The sequence below is a fragment of the Clostridium sp. Marseille-QA1073 genome (assembly GCF_054863625.1).
Genome location: NZ_JBSVQM010000003.1, coordinates 103,678 through 127,424, shown reverse-complemented (window position 1 = coordinate 127,424; position 23,747 = coordinate 103,678). Strand labels below are relative to the sequence as shown.

The 23,747-nt window shown below is 28.6% G+C and carries 24 protein-coding genes; 23 read left to right on the top strand and 1 reads right to left on the bottom strand.

Annotation, left to right across the window (positions count from 1 at the left end; all coding sequences use genetic code 11):
- Position 1: 1 nt before the first annotated feature.
- From ACY1IQ_RS03830 to ACY1IQ_RS03730, 21 genes are all read left to right on the top strand, one after another.
- Complete coding sequence (locus tag ACY1IQ_RS03830) at positions 2-2,938, top strand: penicillin-binding transpeptidase domain-containing protein (protein WP_461612719.1); 2,937 nt, start codon at positions 2-4, stop codon at positions 2,936-2,938.
- Between the two features lie 312 nt (positions 2,939-3,250).
- Positions 3,251-3,883 carry a septum site-determining protein MinC gene (gene minC, locus ACY1IQ_RS03825; RefSeq protein ID WP_461612718.1) on the top strand — a complete coding sequence of 211 codons (633 nt, stop codon included), beginning with the start codon at positions 3,251-3,253 and terminating at the stop codon, positions 3,881-3,883.
- Between the two features lie 14 nt (positions 3,884-3,897).
- Positions 3,898-4,701 (top strand): septum site-determining protein MinD, encoded by an 804-nt coding sequence (minD, locus tag ACY1IQ_RS03820; protein WP_461612717.1) that lies wholly within the window; start codon positions 3,898-3,900, stop codon positions 4,699-4,701.
- Between the two features lie 9 nt (positions 4,702-4,710).
- Entirely contained in the window at positions 4,711-4,977 is a 267-nt protein-coding gene (gene minE / locus ACY1IQ_RS03815) for a cell division topological specificity factor MinE (RefSeq protein WP_039632025.1), read from the top strand.
- 177 nt (positions 4,978-5,154) lie between these two features.
- Positions 5,155-6,255 (top strand): rod shape-determining protein RodA, encoded by a 1,101-nt coding sequence (gene rodA / locus ACY1IQ_RS03810; protein ID WP_461612716.1) that lies wholly within the window; start codon positions 5,155-5,157, stop codon positions 6,253-6,255.
- 12 nt (positions 6,256-6,267) lie between these two features.
- Positions 6,268-6,636: a methylglyoxal synthase gene (locus tag ACY1IQ_RS03805; RefSeq protein WP_461612715.1), complete on the top strand. Its 369-nt coding sequence runs from the start codon at positions 6,268-6,270 to the stop codon at positions 6,634-6,636.
- Between the two features lie 299 nt (positions 6,637-6,935).
- The gene (locus ACY1IQ_RS03800) at positions 6,936-7,697 is read left to right on the top strand and encodes a peptidoglycan DD-metalloendopeptidase family protein (protein WP_461612714.1); all 762 of its coding nucleotides are present in this window, start codon (positions 6,936-6,938) and stop codon (positions 7,695-7,697) included.
- A gap of 20 nt (positions 7,698-7,717) precedes the next feature.
- On the top strand, positions 7,718-8,590 hold the full coding sequence (locus ACY1IQ_RS03795) for a M50 family metallopeptidase (protein WP_461612713.1): 873 nt from the start codon (positions 7,718-7,720) through the stop codon (positions 8,588-8,590).
- 207 nt (positions 8,591-8,797) lie between these two features.
- Positions 8,798-10,657 (top strand): TIGR03960 family B12-binding radical SAM protein, encoded by a 1,860-nt coding sequence (locus ACY1IQ_RS03790; protein ID WP_461612712.1) that lies wholly within the window; start codon positions 8,798-8,800, stop codon positions 10,655-10,657.
- Complete coding sequence (locus ACY1IQ_RS03785; RefSeq protein ID WP_461612711.1) at positions 10,626-11,330, top strand: TIGR03936 family radical SAM-associated protein; 705 nt, start codon at positions 10,626-10,628, stop codon at positions 11,328-11,330. The genes ACY1IQ_RS03790 and ACY1IQ_RS03785 overlap by 32 nt, the downstream gene beginning before the upstream one ends.
- A gap of 19 nt (positions 11,331-11,349) precedes the next feature.
- Positions 11,350-12,780, top strand: a complete 1,431-nt coding sequence (locus ACY1IQ_RS03780) for a ribonuclease E/G (RefSeq protein WP_461612710.1) — start codon at positions 11,350-11,352, stop codon at positions 12,778-12,780.
- Between the two features lie 188 nt (positions 12,781-12,968).
- On the top strand, positions 12,969-13,280 hold the full coding sequence (gene rplU, locus ACY1IQ_RS03775; protein ID WP_461612709.1) for a 50S ribosomal protein L21: 312 nt from the start codon (positions 12,969-12,971) through the stop codon (positions 13,278-13,280).
- A gap of 2 nt (positions 13,281-13,282) precedes the next feature.
- Positions 13,283-13,615: a ribosomal-processing cysteine protease Prp gene (locus tag ACY1IQ_RS03770; protein WP_461612708.1), complete on the top strand. Its 333-nt coding sequence runs from the start codon at positions 13,283-13,285 to the stop codon at positions 13,613-13,615.
- A 4-nt stretch (positions 13,616-13,619) separates the two neighbouring features.
- Positions 13,620-13,922 (top strand): 50S ribosomal protein L27, encoded by a 303-nt coding sequence (gene rpmA / locus ACY1IQ_RS03765; protein ID WP_191740017.1) that lies wholly within the window; start codon positions 13,620-13,622, stop codon positions 13,920-13,922.
- A 424-nt stretch (positions 13,923-14,346) separates the two neighbouring features.
- Positions 14,347-15,624 carry a GTPase ObgE gene (gene obgE, locus ACY1IQ_RS03760; RefSeq protein WP_461612707.1) on the top strand — a complete coding sequence of 426 codons (1,278 nt, stop codon included), beginning with the start codon at positions 14,347-14,349 and terminating at the stop codon, positions 15,622-15,624.
- 10 nt (positions 15,625-15,634) lie between these two features.
- Complete coding sequence (gene yhbY, locus ACY1IQ_RS03755) at positions 15,635-15,928, top strand: ribosome assembly RNA-binding protein YhbY (RefSeq protein WP_039632048.1); 294 nt, start codon at positions 15,635-15,637, stop codon at positions 15,926-15,928.
- Positions 15,929-16,359: 431 nt separating this feature from the next.
- On the top strand, positions 16,360-16,962 hold the full coding sequence (nadD, locus tag ACY1IQ_RS03750) for a nicotinate-nucleotide adenylyltransferase (RefSeq protein WP_461612847.1): 603 nt from the start codon (positions 16,360-16,362) through the stop codon (positions 16,960-16,962).
- Positions 16,963-16,975: 13 nt separating this feature from the next.
- Positions 16,976-17,545 (top strand): bis(5'-nucleosyl)-tetraphosphatase (symmetrical) YqeK, encoded by a 570-nt coding sequence (yqeK, locus tag ACY1IQ_RS03745; protein ID WP_461612706.1) that lies wholly within the window; start codon positions 16,976-16,978, stop codon positions 17,543-17,545.
- A 10-nt stretch (positions 17,546-17,555) separates the two neighbouring features.
- Positions 17,556-18,875 (top strand): LCP family protein, encoded by a 1,320-nt coding sequence (locus ACY1IQ_RS03740; RefSeq protein ID WP_461612705.1) that lies wholly within the window; start codon positions 17,556-17,558, stop codon positions 18,873-18,875.
- Between the two features lie 50 nt (positions 18,876-18,925).
- Positions 18,926-19,309: a RidA family protein gene (locus tag ACY1IQ_RS03735; RefSeq protein ID WP_461612704.1), complete on the top strand. Its 384-nt coding sequence runs from the start codon at positions 18,926-18,928 to the stop codon at positions 19,307-19,309.
- Positions 19,310-19,517: 208 nt separating this feature from the next.
- Entirely contained in the window at positions 19,518-20,420 is a 903-nt protein-coding gene (locus ACY1IQ_RS03730; protein ID WP_461612703.1) for an RluA family pseudouridine synthase, read from the top strand.
- Positions 20,421-20,619: 199 nt separating this feature from the next.
- Here the strand turns inward: ACY1IQ_RS03730 and ACY1IQ_RS03725 are convergent, their stop codons facing one another.
- Positions 20,620-21,882 carry a D-alanyl-D-alanine carboxypeptidase family protein gene (locus ACY1IQ_RS03725; RefSeq protein WP_461612702.1) on the bottom strand — a complete coding sequence of 421 codons (1,263 nt, stop codon included), beginning with the start codon at positions 21,880-21,882 and terminating at the stop codon, positions 20,620-20,622.
- A gap of 114 nt (positions 21,883-21,996) precedes the next feature.
- On the opposite strand from ACY1IQ_RS03725, the gene ACY1IQ_RS03720 reads away from it, so the two are divergent.
- Positions 21,997-22,614: a helix-hairpin-helix domain-containing protein gene (locus ACY1IQ_RS03720; protein WP_461612701.1), complete on the top strand. Its 618-nt coding sequence runs from the start codon at positions 21,997-21,999 to the stop codon at positions 22,612-22,614.
- Positions 22,615-22,708: 94 nt separating this feature from the next.
- Positions 22,709-23,737, top strand: a complete 1,029-nt coding sequence (selD, locus tag ACY1IQ_RS03715) for a selenide, water dikinase SelD (protein ID WP_461612700.1) — start codon at positions 22,709-22,711, stop codon at positions 23,735-23,737.
- Positions 23,738-23,747: the final 10 nt, after the last annotated feature.

Sequence of the window (23,747 nt, the reverse complement as noted above, 5' to 3'; positions counted from 1 at the left end):
TATGGTAAAAAACAATAAAAAAGAAAAAAATTTTTCAAGATATACGGTGTTTTTTATTACTATGGCTGTGATATTTACAATTTTAATAGTAAGACTCCTATTTCTTCAAGTGGTTATGGTAGAAGAATATAGGGAAGAAGCAAGTAAAAAACACTACAAAAATGTTTCTAAGGTAGCACCAAGAGGTGATATCATTGATAGAAATGGAGAAGTCTTAGCAACAAGTAAGCAAAGTTATGCATTGATGTTTACAGAAACTCCTGAAAGTAAAGAAGTTTTTTTTGATACTATGGAAAAAGTATTTAAAATCCTAGATGAAAATAAGATTTCTATAGTAGATGAATTTCCCATAACTGTTGAGCCGAATTTTGAATTTAAATTTAATGCTGTTGATGAAGCAAGTAAACAATGGATGGAGCTTAGATTTAAAAAAGACAGAGGGTTTCAAGGAGATATAATTAACAAACTTTATAAGGGAAAAAGCGAAAGTGATCTTTCTAATGTGGAATTACAAAAAGTAGATGAAGAATTATTAAAGATTACTGCAGAAGAAGCTTTTAATAAGCTCTTTAATGAATATAAAGAACAATTTAAGAAAGATTATGATATTGATATTGACAAGAAAAATTATAACTTAACTGATAAGAGAAGATACATTATTGTATTAGATAGCATTAAGATGCAAAGTTATTCAGGATATAAACCGGTGGTTATATCTAACAGTTTAGATAAAGAAGCTGCATTTATCTTTGAACAACTTCAACCAGACTTGCCGGGTATAATGATAGAAACTCAGCCTATTAGATCTTATCCTAATGGTGAACTAGGTTCAGCTTTCCTAGGATATACTGGGAAAATAGACTCTTGGGAAAAAGAAAAATTTGAAGAAAAGGGATATGATGTAAGCGCTGATAAAGTGGGAAAACAAGGTTTAGAGTTTAGCTTTGAAAGTATTCTAAAAGGAACTAAAGGTCAAGAGAGTATAGAAGTAAATAAGCAGGGAAGAAAAGTTAAAACCCTTGGAGAAGTTGAAGCTTATCCAGGAAAGACTTTACAGCTTAATATTGATAAAAATATACAATCAGTTGCGGAAAGAGCATTGGATGATACTATGGCTGACCTTCAAAAACAAGGTAGAGTAAATGACGTTGATTCTACTAATGCTACAAGAGGAGCAGCTGTGGTTATGGAAGCTAAGACTGGTAAAATACTTGCCTTAGCAAGTAGACCAGGATATGATCCTAATATATTTACACTTACGCCAGAACTTTCATCAAAATATTTTAATTCTGATTTAGAAAAGATGGGAAAAGAATATATTGAAAAAAGAGGACTTACATCTATATCAGGGATATTAGATGAGAATGAATTATCTAGTCTTTCTTATGAACAAAAGGTAGATAAATTACTTAATAAAATGTTCCCACTAGATACTACAACAGAAGGTAATACAAAGAATAGACAAGATAGGTATGACATATTTCCTAAACCATTATATAACTACGCTACGCAATCTTTAATACCACCAGGTTCTGTATTTAAACCATTAACAGGATTAGCTGGACTTGAAGAAGGAGTTATAGATTTATCTACCACAGTTAATGATGCTGGGGAATACAACAAAAGATATTCAGATTATAAGGGAGCATGTTGGATATATAATCAAAATGGAGGTTCTCATGGTGATGTTGATATTAGAAAAGCTCTTGAAGTATCTTGTAACTATTTCTTCTATGAGGTAGCAGATAGATTGTTTGCAAAAGGCGGAGAGAAGTCAAGTGGGCTTGATTATATAGCTAAATATGCATGGAAGTTTGGATTAGGGGTAGAGCCTAATTCTAATAAAGAACCTAAAACTGGTATAGAAATACCAGAAAACTTTGGTCAAGTTTATAACTATGAATCAAGCAGAAATAAGTTTGCTAATGAATATGTAGAGCAATTAGCTGATTATTTAATTATAGGTATAGATTCTATAAACACTACACCACATTATAAACCAATTGATATAAGAAGAAAAAATGAAGTTGGTAGTGATAAAGAAAAAAGTGAAATAGCTAAAGTTAATGAGAAAAAAAGCGTATTAATTGATGCTATAAAAGAAGAAATGAAAAAAGATGTTAAAGGAAAAGAAGAAGAAATAGTTCCTAAAATGGAAAAACTTCTTAAAGATTTAATTGAATCTGTTCCAGAATTTAAAGAAAAAAAATATACAGATAAAGATATTAAAAATATGGCAATAGCGATTAATTATTCTATAGCAGATGCTATATCTAACAAAAAATCTGCTGCTAATGCTTATGATGCTTCTATAGGACAGGGAATGAACCAATTTACTCCTCTACAATTAACAAATTATATGGCTACTTTAGTTAATGGTGGATATAGATATGAAATGCAGCTTGTAGATAAAATTATTGATCCTGTAACAGGAGAAGAGATTGTAATTAAACCACAGCTGTTAGATAAAATTGATATCACTCCAGAGTATTTAGAAGTTATAAAACAAGGTATGGAAGATGTTGTTAGCTCAACAGAAGGTACAGGTGCTACTGCTTTTATAGGTTATCCATTAACACATGGTGGTAAAACAGGTTCTTCCACTTTTAATCAAAATCAAGAGGAAGCATTAGGAAGAACTTCCTATGCTGTATATTTAGGCTTTGCACCTTTAGATGATCCAGAGATAGTAACCTGTGTTATTATATTTGATGGAGGACATGGAGGATATGCAGGACCAGTAGTAAGAGCCATATATGAAGAGTATTTTAAAGAAGAATTATTGAAAGTAAATCCAGGTTATGAATTTATGTATCCTGAAACACAAAATAATTCTAATAAAAATAACACAACAGATAATAAAACCACAAATAATAATGAAAATACAGAGAATAATAATCAAGAAGATACTTTAGATCAAAATAATGATAATCAATAACAAAATAGCCTTTATGCTAAATTTAGCATAAAGGCTATTTTAAAAAATTAAAGTCTTTTATAAAATATATTTAAGAAATCAATTTATAATAAATTAATTTTAACTATAATTGAGAATTCTCCATTATTTTAAGCTTTATTTTTATAAATCAAATAAATCCTATACATTATTTCAAAATTCTAGATTATATGTGGAAAATAGAGTAAAATAAACTTATAATTATTAAAGTTTACTTAAAAATATCCTTATTATAGAAGGATTTTAGTTAGAAGTGTTGAAATATATCAAATAGCTCAATTTTGGAGGGTATTTATGTATGCAGACAATATAATAATAAAAGGTAATAAAGAGGGATTAAATGTAGTTATAGACATGAAAAAATTTAAAAACTCTCTAGATATGACCAATGCATTAATTGAAAAGCTATCAAAAGGAAAAAGATTTTATAGAGGATGTACTTTGAAAATTACAACTCAATTAAAGGAATTTACAGATAGAGAATTAAGAAATCTGAGAGATCTTTTATTTGAAGAATTTTTAATAAGAGATTGTATTTTTCAAGATATAGATGAAAAACAAAATAAGGTCTTTAATGGTATTTATGAAGGTCGTACTAAATATTTAAAGAAAACCATAAGAAGTGGACAAGTATATGAATATTCAGGTAACCTAGTTATAATAGGAGATATAAACCCAGGAGCAGAGGTATATGCCGCAGGAAATATTGTAGTTGTAGGAGCTATTAGAGGGAGTGTGCATGCAGGCTGCACAGGAAATGATAAATCATTTATAGCAGCATTTTCACTAGAACCTCAAATTATAAGAATTGCGGATATAATGACAAGAGCGCCAGAGGATGGTATAAAACCAGCCTATCCAGAAGTTGCAAGAGTTAAGAATGGAAATATAATCGTAGAGCCGTATTTAGTTAATAAATATATTTAATGGAGGTATTATAAATGGGAGAAGCAATTGTTATCACGTCAGGAAAAGGTGGCGTAGGAAAAACTACTACAACAGCTAACATAGGAACAGCTTTAGCTGCTATGGATAAAAAGGTAGTAGTTATAGATGGTGATACAGGATTAAGAAATCTAGATGTGCTTATGGGGCTTGAAAATAGAGTAGTATTCACATTGTTAGATGTAATAGAAGAAAGATGTAGATTAAAACAAGCTCTAATAAAAGATAAAAGATTTAATAACTTATTTTTACTTCCAACAGCGCAGACAAGAGATAAAAACGATGTAGACATAAAAGAGATGTTAAGGGTAGTTAATGAACTTAAAGAAGATTTTGATTATGTTATAATAGATTGCCCAGCAGGAATTGAACAAGGTTTTGAAAATGCAGTAGTAGGAGCTGACAGATCAATAGTTGTTGTCAATCCAGAAATAACTTCGGTTAGAGATGCTGATAGGGTTATAGGAAAGCTTTGTGCAAAAGGACTTGAAGAAAGTGAACTTATAGTTAATAGAATTAATTTTGAAATGACAAAAAATGGAGATATGTTAGATATTGAGGATATAAAAGAGTGTCTAGCTATTAAATTAATAGGCGTAGTACCTGATGATAGAAAGGTAACTATATCAACAAATAAAGGTGAACCAATAGTACTAGATAATACTGCGGATGCAGGACAAGCCTTTAAAAATATTGCAAGAAGAATTACAGGTGAAGAGGTTCCTTTTGTAGAATTAAATCAAACTTCTTCTCAAGGTGGCTTCTGGGCTACAGTAAAAAAATTCTTCGGCAACAAATAGGAGGAAGATATGGATTTGTTTAAAATATTTTCAAGTAAATTGTCTTCTAAGGATATTGCTACAGATAGATTAAAATTGATATTAATTCATGATAGGGCAGATTTTTCCCCAGATTTTTTAGAAATGATAAAGGGAGATCTATTAAAGGTTATATCTAACTACGCGGAAATTGATGATAGCGATGTGGATGTTAAATTTACAAAGGCTGAAGAAATTGAAGGTGCTTCTCCAGCATTAATTGCTAGTATACCTATTAAAAAAATTAAAAATAGATAGCCTAAAGCTATGTATTATTTAAATACATAGCTTTTTTTAATAAACATTAATATGTAAAGAGTATTATAGAATTATTTATGCATAAAAGTTTGATTTTAACTAATAATTAGAAATTAACCATTACTTTTGTTCTTTTATTAAATATGTTATAATCATATTTATGTTGGAGGGATGAATATGCTAAAGAATTTAAAGCTAAATAATAAATTAATAAAAAGATTGGATTATAGCATAATTATAGCTGTAGTACTATTAGTTCTTTTTTCCATTGTAAATATATATAGTGCAGCAGGGGGATATTATGGAAAATTACAATTTGCATGGCTCATAGTAGGGCTTGTTGCTATGTATTTTGTAATATTAATTGACTATACTTTAATTTTAAATTATGCACCTCTTATTTATTGGGGGGGCGTTGTATTATTGATTTTAACAGAGTTTGTACTAGGTAGTGAAGTAAATGGAGCAACAGGATGGATCAGTATTGGAAGTAGAGCAATTCAACCTTCAGAGTTTGCCAAGCTTGGTATGATAATAATGCTTGCTAAACAAATTCAAGATATGGATGGAGATGTAAATAATGTAAAAAGTGTTATTAAGCTTGGAATATATGCAGCAATACCAATGTTACTTATAGTTATAGCACCGGATATGGGGATGACTATGGTTTGCTTTTTTATGGTTTTAGGAATAGTTGTGGTAACAAATTTAAATTGGAAAGCTATTGCAGGAGGTTTAGGTGGTATATTCTTAGCTGTAGTTGCATTATGGAATTCACCTCTTATGAAACCTTATTGGAAGTCAAGATTTATTGCTTTTTTAAATCCAGAGCAATTTGAGCTAAGTCATGGCTTACAGCTATTACAATCAAAAATTGCCATAGGATCTGGAGGAGTTTTCGGCCTTGGATTTTTAAATGGGAAGCAGTACAAATTTGTTCCTGAAAACCATACAGATTTTATTTTCGCAGTAATTGGAGAAGAATGGGGTCTTATGGGAGCGTTAATACTATTAACTTTATATGGTATTATTCTGTATAAATCAATAAAAATAGCAAGAACTTCAAAGGATGTAGCTGGGAGTATAATTTGCACAGGAATAATAGGGGCGCTAATGTTTTCTATAATTCAAAATATGGGTATGACCATGGGCGTAATGCCTATAACTGGAATTACTCTTCCTTTTGTTAGTTATGGTGGTAGTTCAATGTTAACTAACTTCATATCTTTAGGTTTAATATTAAATGTTGGTATGAGAAGAAAGAAAATAAATTTCTAGGGGGAAATTTTTATGAGAATAGCTTTAATTGCCCACGACAAGAAAAAAGATGATATGATAGAGTTTGCAAGAAGATATAAACATATATTAAGCGAACATGAACTTTATGCTACAGGTACTACAGGAAAACTATTAACTGATTTAGTAGATTTGGAAGTTCATAGATTTTTGTCAGGACCTTTAGGTGGAGATCAGCAAATAGGTGCAAGGCTTGCACAGGGAGAAATGGATTTTATAATTTTTTTAAGAGATCCTCTTACAGCTCAACCACATGAACCAGATGTAACTGCTCTTATTAGATTATGTGATGTTCATTGTATACCTCTTGCTACAAATCTAGGCACAGCTGAAGTAATTATGAAAGCTTTAAAGGGCAGATAGAAAAGTATTTAAAATTAAAAATATATAGGAAACTTAAAACATTAAACTAATAGCATATAACTTAAATTGTAAGTAATTTAAGTTATATGCTATTTTTATTATTTACTTTTGTTGTGAAAAGAGGACGGCGCCAATATCTACATAATTTTTTTATTTGCTAATATAAAATAATATATTAGTCTTTAATTAATTATTTTATTTTAGATATCTAAGTTAAGATTTTTTTAAACTTTATTCATAAAATTCAAGTATTTTAATATATATAAAATAGAAAAGTAAGAAGTTATAAAGGAGGAAAAATGGGAGGTTATAGTGAACAATATGAAAAATATTATTCAGCATTAACTAGAAATAAATCTGCATATTACCAAAAAAATAGGATTAATAAAGAAAGCAATAGAAGTAGATTCCTATGGGCATGGTCCCGTAAAAATTATGGTAACAGAATTATAATACAACTCTCCATAGTAATTTTTTTAATCATAGTATTTTTAGGATGTAAGATATATAAAAATCAGTATACAATTAAATTTTATAATTTAAGTAAAACTATGATAAATAAAAGTTATGATTATAAATCTATTCTTGAAAAAGTAAAAAGTGTGGATATTCAAGATATAGAAAATATGAGTATAAAAGTAATAGAAAAAATTAAAATAGGCTTTGTAGGTGGAAGAACAATTGATGAAGAAATTCAAAGTGATTATTCTTTACCTGTATCATCAAAAAAAGTTTATGGTAATAATAAATGGGATAAAAGTATGGATGAGATTTTAAAACTTCAAGTTTACGAGAATATGGATATTAAAAGTTGTAATAATGGAAGAGTTAAAAAGATAGATAATGATAAGCTTGGAAGTTATATATTGATAGATCATGGAAAAGGAATAGAAAGTAAATATTATAATTTATCTGATATTTATGTGAATGTAGGTCAATCGGTAGAAAAAGATGAAACTATAGGTGAAATAAAGGGAGATACTGCAGAACCTAAGACCTTTTATTTTGAAATTTTATACATGGGAAAAACGCAAGATGTATATAGTTATATGGTAACCTAAAAATTTGGAGGAGGAGTGGATTGATACGGTTTAGTAAATACTTTATACCCTATTTATTATTTTTAATTGTTATAGGAATAAACTATAAGCTTTTATTAGGATTTATTATAGTGATAATTCATGAAATGATTCATTACATTACCGCTAGAATTTTAGGTTATAGTGGATTTTGTATAGAAATATTACCTATTGGCGCTGCCTTAAAATTGAAAGACTTAGATGAGGCTTCTCCTATGGAAGATATAATAATTTCATTAAGTGGTCCCATTGGAAATTTTATAATTGCTCTTATAAGCTATATTGTCTATAAATATATAAATAACAGTTATATACTTTTGTTCTTACAATATAATATGGCGATTGGAATATTTAATCTGTTCCCCGCCTTTCCACTAGATGGAGGTAGAGTTTTAAGAGATATACTTACAACAAAATTTTTATATAAAAAAGCTAATGAAATAGCCTTAAGGATAAGTATAATTTTAGGATACATATTGCTCATAATTCACTTTATTACTTTGCTTTATGGTATATCCAATATTAACTTAGCCTTAATAGCTATTTTTATTTTGGTTATTTCTAAAAAGGAAAAAGAAAGGATAGTATATGTAATTATGGGTTATATAATAAAGAAAAGGGAAAAATTAATTAAAAGAGGTTATATAGAAAATAAAAGTATATCTGTACACTATAAATTAACATTACTTCAACTCTTAGATTTGGTAGATAAAAATAAATACAATATTTTTACTGTATTAGACGATAATATGGATGTTTTAGAGATTATCTATGAAGAAGAAGTAATAAATGGATTAAAGAATCAAGGGAACATGACTTTAGAACAATTTATAATCAATAGAGACTTTGATATTTATAGAGAGTCAAGGCCTTAATTTAACATTTAAAAAGAGTTTAATATTTTGAGAATAAATAACTTATACTTTAAATTTATAATAGCAATTAAATATATAGACTTGAAAAATAAATATTCGCCCATACTTTAAATGTTAAAGTAGTTTTCATATAATCAACATTTATTTTGAAATATTCCTAGCTTATGATAAAATAAAGTATTGTAATTAACTTAAGGAGGAATTTGAATGAATAAAATTTCCGATGATATACTATATAAAGTTGAAAAACCAGCTAGATATGTAGGTGGAGAATTTAATTCTTATAATAAAGATAAAAGTGTAGTTGATATACGTTATGCTTTTTGCTTTCCTGATGTTTATGAGGTAGGAATGTCTCATTTAGGAAGTAAAATATTATATTATGTACTTAATGAAAGAGAAGATACTTTTTGTGAAAGATGTTTTGCTCCATGGCCTGATATGGAAAAGCGATTAAGAGAAAATAACATTCCATTATATGCATTAGAAAGTAAAGATTCTTTATCAGAGTTTGATTTTTTAGGATTTACATTACAATATGAAATGAGCTATACAAATATATTAAATATGCTTGATATGGCAGGAATAGCTCTTAGAGCATCTCAAAGGGATGAAAAAAGTCCAATAATTATGATGGGAGGACCATGTGCTTATAATCCTGAACCATTATATGATATTGCTGATATTTTTGTTTTAGGGGAAAGTGAAATTGTAATTCATGAAATATTAGATTTATATAAAGAATATAAAAATAAATCTAAGAAAGATTATTTAAGAGCAGTATGCAAAATTAAAGGAGTATATGTTCCAAGCCTTTATGAGGTAACTTATAAAGATGATAATACAATTGAAGAGTTTAAACCTATTTATGATGATGTACCTAAAACCGTTAAGAAAAGAATTATAAATAACTTTGATGAAAATGTATATCCAGATAAACTTATAGTTCCATATACAGAAATAGTCCACGATAGAATTACATTAGAAACCTTTAGAGGGTGTACAAGAGGATGTAGATTTTGTCAGGCAGGTATGATTTATAGACCAGTTAGAGAGAAGAAGACAGATACACTTATAAATCAAGTAGATGAAATTATTAAGAAGACCGGATATGAAGAGGTTTCATTAACTTCATTAAGTATTTGTGATTATTCAGATATTCAAAATTTAATATTTTCTTTAATTAAGAAATATGAAGGAGAAAAAATAGGGGTTTCCCTGCCATCTATAAGAATAGATTCTTTCTCTGTAGATTTAATTAATGAAATTCAAAAGGTCAGAAAGACAGGTCTTACCTTTGCCCCAGAAGCAGGAAGTCAAAGAATGAGAGATATCATAAATAAAGGTGTTAATGAAGAAAATTTATTAGAGTCTAGTAGAAATGCTTTTGAAGCAGGATGGTCAACATTAAAACTATACTTCATGATAGGATTACCATATGAAACTATGGAAGATGTTGTAGGTATAGCAGACCTAGGTGAAAAGGTAGTAGAACAATACTTTAATGTTCCAAAGCATATAAGAAAAAGAGGGTTAAGAGTTACAATTAGCACATCTATATTTGTGCCTAAACCTTTTACTCCTTTCCAATGGGCACCAATGGATACTATGTCTAGTGTTAAAGAAAAAATTTCTACTTTAAGAAACTCAATTAAAAGTAAGGCTATAGTATATAATTGGCATGAGTCTCCTGTAAGTTATATGGAGGCTGTATTTGCAAGAGGAGATAGAAGGCTTTGTGATGTATTAATAAAGGCTTTTGAAAAAGGTGCACGTTTTGATGGCTGGGGAGAATACTTTAGTTTTGATACATGGAATGAATCAATGAGTGACTGTAATGTAGATGGAGATTTTTATGCTTACAGAGAAAGAGATTATGAAGAGATACTTCCATGGGATTTTATAGATATAGGTGTCACTAAAGAATTCTTAATAAAGGAAAACAATAAAGCTAAGGAAGCCATTGTTACGCCAGATTGTAGAGGAATATGTGAAAGATGTGGTATAAACGTGAGCTTTAAGGAGGGAAAGTGCTTTGAAGGTGCGATACTTAATAAAATACACTAAGGAAAGTGAAATAAAATTTATATCTCATTTAGATTTAATGAGGACAATTCAAAGAGTTATAAGAAGAGCTAGATTGCCTATAGAATATTCTAAAGGATTTAATCCACATATGACTATATCTATAGCTCAACCTTTATCAGTAGGTTCATATTCCAAAGGAGAGTATATGGATGTTGTATTTACAGAGGAGATGGATGAAAATCAAATATTAAAGAATTTGAACGAAAATACGCCTAGAGGTGTTAAATTTCTAGATGTAAAAAAGGTTGAGAATAAGGAAAACTCTAAGGCGCCTCAAGCAATGGCTATAATTGATGCCGCTAAATATATAATAAAATTAAAAGCTAAAGATGTGAATAAAGCAATAGAAGATATAAAGAACTTAAATAAAGAAAGCCAATGGAATATAGTGAAGAAGAGCAAAAAAGGTGAAAAAGAAGTTGATATAAAACCATTAATAAAAGAAATTAGTTATAGCATTGAAAAGGATAGGGTAATATTAAATACATTATTAGCCTGTGGTAGTAGAGAAAATCTTTCAGCTAGTTTACTTAGCGATTATATAAAAGAAAAAGTAGAATCTATAGAAAAAGATTCTTTTGTAGATATAGAGAGAATTGATATGTATGCATATAAAAATGAAAAAATCCTCTCTCTAAATCAGTATTTTTAATAAATTTTAGGAGAGTTTTTTGAAAGAAGTATTTATTGAAAGACAAGAAGATTTTCTCAAAGTTGCTGTGAAAGAAGATAATGTATTAAAGGGTTGTTACATTGAAGAACAAAATCAACTTCCTAAAATTTCTGATATTTATAAGGGTATAGTTAAAAATATTGTACCGGCTATTAAATGTGCTTTTATAGATATAGGTTATAAAAAAAATGCCTACATGTATTTAAATGATAATATAAAAAATATAAAAAAAGGTGACGAAGTATTAGTTGAAGTTATAAAAGAGGAAATTGGTAAAAAAGGTCCTAAAGTTATAAACTCAATTAGCTTACCAGGAAGTTATATCGTTATAACTAATAGTCATAATAAAATACAATTTTCACCTAAAATAAAGGATAAGAATTTTATCAAATATATAGAAGATAATTTGAATAAGCCTAAAGACATAGGAGTAGTCATAAGAACTAAAGGGCAAAATGTAGACTTATCTATATTAAAAGAAGAAATGTCTAGCTTATATAATATATATGAAAATATAGTTAAAAAATTTACTTATTATCAAAATATAGGCTTATTGTATGGAAGTGAAGGAATCTTAGGGAATATATTGAGAGAAATATCAGGTGACGACTATAATATTATTATAAATAATAACGCAGATTTTAATTATTGTAAAGAAATTTTAAATTCCAAATACCATAAAGGTGAAATAAAAATTTATGATGGGTCAATAGGGCTTTTTGATTATTATGGTATTGAAAAAGAAATATTAAGTCTTAGAAATAATAAAGTAGTTCTTCCTAGTGGAGGGAATATTGTTATTGAAAAAACAGAAGCAATGTATGTAATAGATGTTAACTCAGCTAAAAATGTAAAAAGCTCATCTCTTAGAAAAACAGCATTAGTCACAAATATTGAAGCAGCAAGAACTATAGCTGAACAAATAAAACTAAGAAATTTGAGTGGAATAATATTAATTGATTTTATAGATTTAATAGAAGATAATGAAAAACAAGATGTTATTAATACCCTGAAAAGATATTTTAAAGATGATAAAAACAAGACTACTATATATAATTTTACTGAGCTAAACTTAGTGCAAATTGCAAGAAGAAGAACTGGGAAATCTATATATGAGTATATTTTTGAAGAATGTGTATCATGTAAAGGAAAAGGGGTAAAAATAAAATTATGTTATATTGAAAATATGATTAGAAATAATATTAAAAGACTAAATAGTGAGCAAAATGTCAAGGATATATATATCGAGGTAGATGAGTTCTATAAAAATGAAATCCAAAGAGATTTAATAACTTTTATAAAAAATATAAATGCATTGGATAAACGTATATATATAAATTATATTAATGCATTAGATACTTTCAAAATAGAACCATTGATATTTGCAAATCAAATAAGAAATCTAGAAAATTGTAAGGTATATGGATAGTTATTAACATTTTATAACTTATTTCATGATTTATATCTTTGTTATAAAAAGAATAAAATTCCTTTACAAATAAATTTAGATATGCTACAATGGCTTTTGTAGACCGCACAGAATAGGTTTTATTAAATCATTTAATTTTTATTAAATGTACCTTAAATGGCGAGACTGGATTGAGGAGGTGTATTTTAATGTACGCAGTTTTACTTACTGGAGGAAAGCAATACAGAGTTCAAGAGGGAGACGTATTATTCGTTGAAAAACTTGAAGCTGACGTTGATGCAACTGTAGAATTTGATAATGTTTTAGCAGTTGGAAAAGAAGAAGGGTTAGTAATTGGAAAACCTGTAGTTGAAGGAGCTAAAGTTGTTGCTAAAGTAGTAGCACAAGGAAAAGCTAAAAAAGTTGTAGTATTCAAATACAAGAGAAAAAAAGACTACAGAAAAAAACAAGGACACAGACAACCTTTTACAAAGATAGTAATTGAAAAGATAGAAGCTTAATTATGACTAAGGTTAAATTTTACAAAGACTGTGATACATATATTGGGTTTACTGTTAGTGGTCATGCTGCTCCGCGATCTGAAAATCTAGATATAGATTTAGTTTGTTGTGGTGTGTCGGTGATATCACAAACCGCCATACTTGGTATGGAAGAGGTTTTAAAGTTAAAGCCAAAATATGAGATAAATGATGGTATTATAAATTTAACGTTAAAGAATCTAACAAGCGACGACATTGAAAGATGTCAAGTTTTAATTGAAACTATGCATGTTGGATTGATAAGTATGGCATTTACGTACGGTGATTATATGAAGATAGAGATAGAGGAGGTGTAGTATTATGCTAATTATGAACCTTCAGTTATTTGCTCACAAAAAAGGAGTAGGTAGCTCAAAGAACGGAAGAGACAGTGAATCTAAAAGACTTGGTGTTAAGCGTGCAGATGGACAATTTGTGCTTGCAGGAAACATCCTAGTTAGACAAAGAGGAACAAAAATCCATCCAGGAAACAACGTTGGAATAGGTGGAGATGATACTCTTTTTGCTAAAATAGATGGAGTTGTAAAATTCGAAAGAATGGGCAAAAATAGAAAAAAAGCTAGCGTTTACCCAATCGATGTAGAAGTTGCAATAGCTGAATAGTTGATAAAGCACCCTGCTAGGGTGCTTTTTTAATCTATAGAATAAAAACTTATGAATTAAACTGATAAATTGAGAATTAAGAATTGAGAATTGAATTATGGACTAATTGTCTATGGATATAAAGAAATGATTTAAAAGCATTTTAAACTATGAAATAGAAAAAGAAATCATTTCAAAGCTTCTTTCATAAAGGAGAAGTATATATAATGTGCATTATAAACCATATAAGAGAAGAAGTATCTAAAATTCTTAAATCTTAATTCTTAATTAACAAGATACTTTATAATAAATTACTTTTACTATATTATAAGACTTATAGAGAAAAACCTTTTAAGACTATAAACTATCCATAAAAAATTGAATTTAGTAAATAATATAGTTATGTATGTTAGAATAATTTTTATTTAAGGTAAGGTGAAAAAGTATGTTTATAGATACAGCCAAAATTTTTGTTAAATCTGGTAATGGTGGAAATGGATCTGTTTCATTTAGAAGAGAAAAATACGTGCCGCTTGGAGGTCCTGATGGAGGCGATGGAGGTAATGGTGGAAGTGTTATATTAAGAGTAGAGCCTAATATGACTACATTACTGGACTTTTCCTATAATAGAAAATTCATAGCTGACGATGGAGGCAAAGGTGAAGGATCAAAATGTTATGGTAAAGATGGTGAAGATCTCATAATAGATGTGCCAATGGGTACAGTAATAAGAGATGTAGAAACAGATAAAATAATGTGTGATTTATCTCATGCTGGTGATACATATGTAGTTTGCAGAGGTGGAAAAGGCGGAAAGGGAAATGCTAAATTCTGTACTCCAACAAGGCAGGCACCAAGTTTTGCAGAACCAGGTATGCCTGGTGAGGAAAGATGGATAAAACTTGAACTTAAATTACTTGCGGATGTAGGACTTCTAGGCTTCCCTAATGTAGGAAAATCCACATTGCTTTCAGTAGTTTCTAAAGCAAGGCCTAAAATTGCAAACTATCATTTTACTACATTAAAGCCTAATCTAGGCGTGGTGAGCTTAAAAGGAATACAAAACTTTGTAATTGCAGATATTCCAGGAATAATAGAGGGAGCTGCAGAAGGAGTAGGCTTAGGTTTAGACTTTTTAAGACATATTGAAAGAACAAGATTACTTATACATGTTGTAGATATATCAGGATTAGAGGGCAGAGATCCAATTGAAGATTTTAAGAAAATAAATGAAGAACTTAAAAAGTATAGTATTAAATTATGGGATAGACCACAGATAATAGCTGCTAATAAGACAGATATGTTATTTGATGAAGAAGTATTTGAAAGCTTTAAGAAACAACTAAATGAAATGGGATATAATAAAGTATTTAAAATTTCGGCAGCTACAAATCAAGGAGTAGATGAGCTTATGAAGGAAGCTGCGGAGATGCTGAGCCATATTCCAGTTCAAGAGCTTGAAATTAGTAATGATGAAAGATTTGTACCTGAGGAAAAGAGGTTTACTTATACAATACGTGAAGAAGAAGAAGGTATATTTGTTGTAGAAGGAAGCTTTGTTGATAGATTACTTAATAGTGTTAATGTAAATGACCCAGATTCTTTAAGATACTTCCATAAGGTTTTAAGAAATAAAGGTGTACTAGATGAACTTAAAGCTATGGGAGTACAAGATGGTGACACTATAAGACTTAATGATTTTGAATTTGAGTTTTTATTATAGGAGGAGTTTTATGATAAGTACAAAACAAAGAAGCTATTTAAGAAGCTTAGCAAATAATATAGATCCTATATTTCAAGTGGGAAAAGGTGGAATAGAAGAGAATTTCTTAAAACAAGTAGATCAGGCTTTAGAAGCAAGAGAACTTATTAAAATTAAAACATTAAATAACAGTGGAATGACACCTAGAGAAGCATCTGATATTTTATGTGAAAAATTAGGATGCGAAGGCATTCAAGCTATAGGAAGTAAACTAGTTATATACAGAAAATCAGCTAAAAAGCCTAAAATAGAACTTCCAAAGTAAATGATAAAAACCATGAATTTTCATGGTTTTTTAAATAATGTTTTTAGTATACCTATATATATGGAACCAATGTGAAAACTTAAAATATACTCTGGAAAATAATTTTTCTAAAAAATAACTTAAATTCTTAGAAATTAAGGATTAACAATTAAGAATGAAGAATTGAGGAAAAAATTCACTAAAGATGAATTTCTTAAAATAAAATTTATTTGAAAAAAACTCCAAAGGCTTTACCTGTGGAGTTCTGACCATAATTCTTCATTTTTCATTCATAGAAAAGAATTTTAGTTATGGAAGCTAAAATTGTGAATAAGTTAAATTTTAATTAAGGAATTCTATATAGAGCGTATGATTTAATATAAGGAAGAAATTTGTATTTGGTAAAAAGTAAAAATTATGTTATTATATAATATAGAAAAAAAGAGGGTTTTATTATGAGAAAAGCAATATTTGGAGGAACCTTTGATCCAATTCATAACGGTCATATGCATATTGCTTATGAAGCATTATATAACTTAAATTTAGATTTAATTATTTTCATACCAAGTGGAAACCCACCACATAAGATTCAAAGAAAAGTTACGGAAGGTAGAATAAGGTATGAAATTGTAAAGTCTACAATCAAGGATGAAACAAGATTTGATATAAGTGATTATGAAATAAATAGTAATGAATTAAGTTATACATATAAAACTTTAAAATATTTTAATACTCTAGAACCCAATACTAAATGGTTTTTTATAACTGGTGCAGATAGTTTAATTGATTTAGAAAATTGGAGAAATGTGAAAGGTATATTAGAGAATTGTACCATTATAGTTTTTACAAGACCAGGATATAGTCTTGAAGAAATAAAAAAACAAAAGAAAAATATTGAAGAAAAATATAATACAGATATTATATTTTTAAATATGCCTTTAATCGATATTTCTTCTACCATAATTAAAAAGAAAATAAGTGAAAATAAAAATGTAAAATATCTTCTTCCTTGTGAAGCCTACAAAATTATTAAAAAGCTTAACTTGTATAAATAAAGGAAGTGAAAAAATGTTAATAGAAGATGACATAAGAAAATATCTTGAAAAGTGTTTGAAGCCATCAAGATATGTTCATACTTTAGGTGTTGTAGATGTTGCTGAAAAATTGGCAATACAGTATAATGTGGATGCTAAAAAAGCAAGAATAGCAGCTCTATTACATGATGCAGCAAAAAATATGAACAATGATGAGCTTGTAAGAATTTCAAAGGAAAATAATCATGAAATAGATGAGGATTATTATAATTCACCTCAGTTATTACATGGTGTTGTCGGAGCATATATAGCTAAAAATACCTTTGGTATTGAAGATAGCGATATATTAAATGCTATTACATATCATACCACAGGAAGAGCTAATATGTGCTTACTAGAAAAGATAATATATGTAGCAGACTACATCGAACCTTCAAGAAATTTTCAAGGAGTTGAATCTTTAAGAGAAATTGCATATAAGAATTTAGATGAAGCTGTTATTAACTGTTGTGAAAACACTATAAAATATATATTATCTAAAAAACTTTTATTACATAAGAATACAATAGAAGCTAGAAATTATTTATTAATTCAGAAGCAGTAGGTGTTTAAGTATGGAAGAAAATAAAAAACGAAGTAATGAATCTGTAAGAAAAAATAAAAGAAAGAAGAAAAAGTCATCTATTTTATTAAGAGTTCTATTTACAATTTTATTGATAGGAGTACTATTATGTGGTGGAGTATACGCTTATTTATCTAGTTTTAATAATGATGCTATAGATCTTAAAAAATCTGGTGCTAATAAAGGAAATAAGAATGGTACTTTATCTAGTGATGGCTCTGTTAATTTTCTCGTAATGGGATTGGATCTAGGATCTGGTAATGAAAATGATAAATACGATCCAAAGAGAACCGATACCATAATGTTAGTACATTATAATGGAAAGGAAAAGAAATATGATGTTATTTCAATTCCTAGAGATACTAAGGTAACTATTGATGGGCAGGAACAAAAAATAAACGCCGCTCATGCAATAGGTGGTGTTCAATATTTAGTTGATTCTGTAGAGGAATTATTAAATATTACCATAGACTATTACGTAAAAGTAGATACTATAGCTTTTAGGGAGTTCATTGATGCAATAGGTGGAGTAGATGTAGTAATAGAAAGAAATATGTATTATGATGATCCTACACAAGATTTGCATATATATTTTGAAGCTAGCTCAGAACCACAACATTTAAATGGAAAAGAAGCAGAGAATTTTGTAAGATGGAGGCAAAATAATGATGGAACTGGACTTGTAGAAGGAGATATGGGAAGGATAAAAGAACAACAAAAATTCTTTAAAACCTTACTAGCAAAAATACAAAGTCCAAGCATAATACCTAAACTTCCTAATGTGTTATCAGTTTTTCCAAAACATATAAAGACTAATTTAAGTGCATTAAATATAATGGATTATGGTTTAAGCTTAGCTAGTACTCCAAAAGAAAAAATAGACTTTCACATAATTTCTGGCGAAGATGCATGGATAGATGGAATATCTTATTTTATTTATACACCAGAATCAAATAGTGAAATTTTATCAATATTAAATAATGAAAAACAAGTAGAGTCTAATGATGGAAAGCAAGTAGAAGGATTTAAGAAAAACAATATTAGAATTAATATACTGAATTCTACAACTAAAGAAGGATTGGCAAAAAACTTTGGTGAAGATATAGCTAAAAAAGGATATAGTCAATATACTACAGGAAATGCTAATGAAAATAGACAAACTTCTAAGATTAAGATATATGGATTAAAAGAAGATGCTGTAGAAATTATTAAAAAAGATTTTAATATAGATGATGTAGAATATATGTCCGAATATAATGAGAATTTTGAAGTAGAAGTTATATTAGGTGAGGATAGGGATTTTGTTTATTAAACATATAATTTATATGTAAATATATAAGCAAATTTAAGGAGGATTTCAACATGGAAAAGAAAATAATAAACACAGCTAAAGCTCCAGCAGCTTTAGGACCATATTCACAAGCTGTTAAAGTAGGAAATATGGTGTATACATCAGGACAATTAGCAATAAATTCAGCAACTGGGGAGTTTATAAATGATGATATAAAAAGAGCAACAGCGCAATCACTAGACAATGTTAAAGCTATTTTAGAAGAGGCTGGAACATCTATGGATAAAGTTGTTAAGACTTTAGTGTTATTAAAAGATATAAATGATTTTGCTGCAATGAATGAAGTGTATGCTACATATTTTGGAGATAATCCACCAGCAAGATCTTGTTTCCAAGCTGGAAATTTACCAAAAGATGCGTTAGTTGAAATTGAAGTTATAGCTATAGCTGAATAATTATTAAACCTCGAGTATTTACTCGAGGTTTTTAACCGGAAAAAATAGTTTAATTAACAATTAAAAATAATGTTAAATGTAATTTTATTTGGATTAATTATTTATAACAAATTCTATTAAAAATCTATTGAGAGTTTTTTTGAATAATGAGAAGTATACACAAGTGTCTATAGTTAATTATCAATTATATAAAATATGGAGGTGAAAGATGAATAACAATTTAATATATAAGGTGCTAGAATGTGGAGAAGGAATGAAACTTAGAGAATACATGACAGATGTATTAGAGTTCTCTGGAAGATTTACTAAAAATGCTGGTCTTAATAAAAGGATATATGTTAATAAAAGTATTGTTAAATTAAATCATAAGCTAAATAAAGGAGATATTATTGAAGTTCAAGTTACTAAAGATGAAAGTCAAAATATTATTCCAGAAGATATAGAGATAGATGTAGTATATGAAGATTGCGATTTGTTAGTAGTGAATAAACAACCTAATATGGTAGTTCACCCTACAAAAAGCTATCCTACAGGAACTCTTTCAAATGGTATACTTTATTACTTTAAAGAAAAAGGGGAAAATTGTATAGTAAGATTAGTTAGTAGATTGGATATGGATACTTCTGGTCTTATAATGATAGGTAAAAATCAATTTGCCCATATGAATTTAGCTAAAAGTATGGAAAATAATTTAATCACTAAAAGTTATTTAGCTGTTGTTCATGGAATAATAGAGGAAGACAGTGGTACTATTGATGCTCCTATAGGCAGACCTACAGAAGATAGTATTAAAAGAGAAGTGATGAGTAATGGACAAAAGAGTATAACTCATTTTAAAGTAATAGAACGATATAAAAACGCTACATTAGTGGAACTAACCTTAGAAACAGGAAGAACTCATCAAATAAGAGTTCATTTAAGTTACATAAAACACCCTATTTATGGTGATATTTTATATGGTATAGAAGAGAATCAGTACATAAAAAGACAAGCGCTTCATGCTTATAAGCTTATAATACCTCATCCTCGAACAGGTGAAATGTTAAATTTAGAGAGTAAATTACCAGAAGATATAGAGAGGCTTTTAAGTAAATTGAAGGATGAGAATTAGAGGAGTTCTAATTAAGTTTTTGAATAATATCTTAATTTAGAAAGAAACTTTTATAAATTAAGAATTAAAAATGAAGGATGAAGAATTATGAGAATGTATTTTAAAAGTAACTAAGCTACTTTTAAATCTATTAATGAAATTAATTCTTATGAGTTAATTTCAACTAAATTCTTCATTCTTCATTTTTAATCTTTAAACTTTAGTGCCTTCTTGTTAATCTATTTAATCTTCTACGTCTTTTTTTCCTTAAATTTATTCTTCTTATTATCAGTACTATTAATACTAGTAATAGTATAAATCCAATAATTAAAGCAATTTTTATAGTTCTCTCATTATCTTTTATAATTTTAGCAACTACAGGAAACTTTTTAGGGGCGTAATCTGTTCCACTAATAAGTTTAATTTCTTTTGTACTATTATTATATTTCATTGTAGCAGTAGCTATTAACTGACCTTTTAAAAATGACTTTTTATCAAGGTTATCTGTATTAAAAGAAATTTGAGGTTCTTCTTTTGCAGATAAATCTTTAGTATAAAACTCATCATTTGAGGCTAATAGAGGAATTATGGTACCATCCTCAGCTTCATAAGAAGTTATTAAATCATTTTTACTATAAAGTTTTATTGTATCGAAATTATTAAAAGCCCACTCAAATATATCTCTACTATCTTTAAAATAAGTTTTATAAGGATCATATAGAAGAGAAACTATATATTTTTCATTTCCTTTTTCAGCAGAAGCTACAAAGGAATGTAAAGATTCGTCAGTGTAACCTGTTTTAGCTGCTATACATGGTTCATAATAATAGTCTTCATAATTATGTAAAAGCCTATTATCATTCCATAGGGGTCTTTTTTCCTTATATTTATTTGTAGGGTCTAAAAATAAAGTTTTTGTCTTTGAAATTTTAATATACTCAGGATTCTTTAAAAGTTCTTTTTCTACTAACGCTAAATCGTAAGCAGTAGTTCTATGATTTGGCTCATATAATCCATGAGGATTTGTAAAATTAGTATTTTTACAACCTAATTCCTTTGCTCTTTCATTCATCATTTTTGCAAAATTTTCCTGAGTTCCACCTATATGTTCTGCTAAAGCTTGTGCACAATCATTAGCTGAAACCATAATTAAAGAATATAATAATTGTCTAACTGTAAGTACTTCTCCTTGGTCTATGTATATTCTAGAGCCTTCTATAGTTGGAGGTGTAGCTCCTACTGTAACTTTTTCATCTAAATTGCAATTTTCTAAAGTTAATAGTGCAGTCATCAGCTTCGTTGGTGATGCAGGAGGATATTTAACGTCCTTGTTCTTTTCAAATAGAACCTCACCGGTAGTTGCATCAAGTACTACCATTCCAGCAGCGCTAGGATCAGGAGCTGCTGGTGCTGCAAATATGTATTTAAAATTGCAAAATGAAAGAGTACTTACTAATAATAAACTTGCAATTGCTTTTTTCATATCTTCCTCCTAGTAATTTTAATATGATAGCTATCATTATATCAAAAAATTTAAAAAATATCGATAGATATTTATAGAATATGGAAATACTCAAAATAGAAAGGAGAGTATTTCATGAAAGATAAAGAAAAAATTATTGGGTCCATTTGTATATTAGCATTAGCTATAGTATTTCTTATTAGTGGATATTTAATAACTAGAAATAACAGTAAAGAAGCTTATGAGGATATATTTATAGAGACTAAGGATATAAATAGTGAAGAAAAGAGGAACTCAACATTTGATGAGGAAGTTATAGTAGTAGATATTAAAGGGAAAATAAAACATCCAAGGGAATATACCTTAAAAAAAGGAAGCAGAATAAGAGATTTAATAACTATGGCAGGAGGATTAACAGAAGAAGCAGATACTAATAGAGTACATTTTTCAAAAACATTAAATGATGAGGATTGTATAGTTATATATGGAAAAGAAGATAAGGAGGAAGACTCTAGTATAGTTAACTCAAGTAATGTAGAGAATTCTTCTAATAGTTCTTCAAAAATTAATATAAATAAGGCTACTATTGAAGATTTAACCCAATTATCAGGTATAGGACCTTCAAAAGCTAAAGCAATTATTGAATATAGAAATGTTAATAATGGGTTCAAATCCATAGAAGAATTGGCAAATGTAGATGGGATAGGTGAGAAGACTATCGATAAATTTAGAGATAAGGTGGACATTAGATAGGGATTATTATAAAATGATTACGTTGAAATCTTATCAAAATTTTAAAAAATAATCTTAGTAGGTTATTAGAATTTTATAGGCAGGAGGGTTTAGCATGGAAAAGAGATTGACAGAACTTTCAAAAACATCAGGATGAGCAGCTAAAATAGGGCCGGAGACCCTTTCAAAAATATTAAACAAATTGCCTAAAATGCATAATGATAATTTAATTGTTGGCATAGAAACATCAGATGATGCCGCAGTTTATAAATTAAGTGATGATTTGGCAACCATTCAAACCTTAGACTTTTTCACTCCAGTAGTGGATGATCCTTATACTTTTGGACAAATAGCTGCTGCAAACTCACTAAGTGATGTTTATGCTATGGGGGGAAGGCCTACTGTTGCACTGAATATAGTTTGTTTTCCAAATTGCCTTAATATAGAGATTCTAGGTGAGATATTAAAAGGTGGAGCAGATAAAGTTATAGAGGCTGGAGCTGTGGTGATAGGAGGTCATACTGTTTCTGATGATGAACCTAAATATGGACTTTCAGTAATGGGAATAGTACATCCAGATAAGGTTCTTAAAAATTATGGATCTAAAGAAGGTGAGGTATTAATATTAACTAAGCCTTTAGGAACAGGGATACTAACTACTGCAATAAAAGCAGATATGGCTTCAAAAGAAGCTTATAATGAAGGTGTTAAAGTTATGAGTACCTTAAATAAATATGCAGGTGAAATCATAGTAGAACATTATGTTAGCGCTTGCACAGATGTAACTGGATTTAGCATAATGGGACATGGTTATGAAATGGCAAGTGCATCTAATGTGACTTTTAAATTATATAAGGATAAATTACCTATAATTGAAGGTATTAAAGAATATGCGATGATGGGGTTAGTTCCAGCAGGTAGCTATAATAATAAAAATTATTTAGATGGAAAATATGAATTGAAAAATGTTGAATTATGGATGGAAGATTTATTATTTGACCCACAGACTTCAGGTGGACTATTAATTTCTACAACTAAAGAAGAAAGTGTAAAAATTATGGAGAAATTAGACAAGTTAGAATTAAAATCTGCCATAATAGGAGAAGTAATTAGTCTACAGGAGAAGTATATTATTGTAGAATAAATTTGTTATG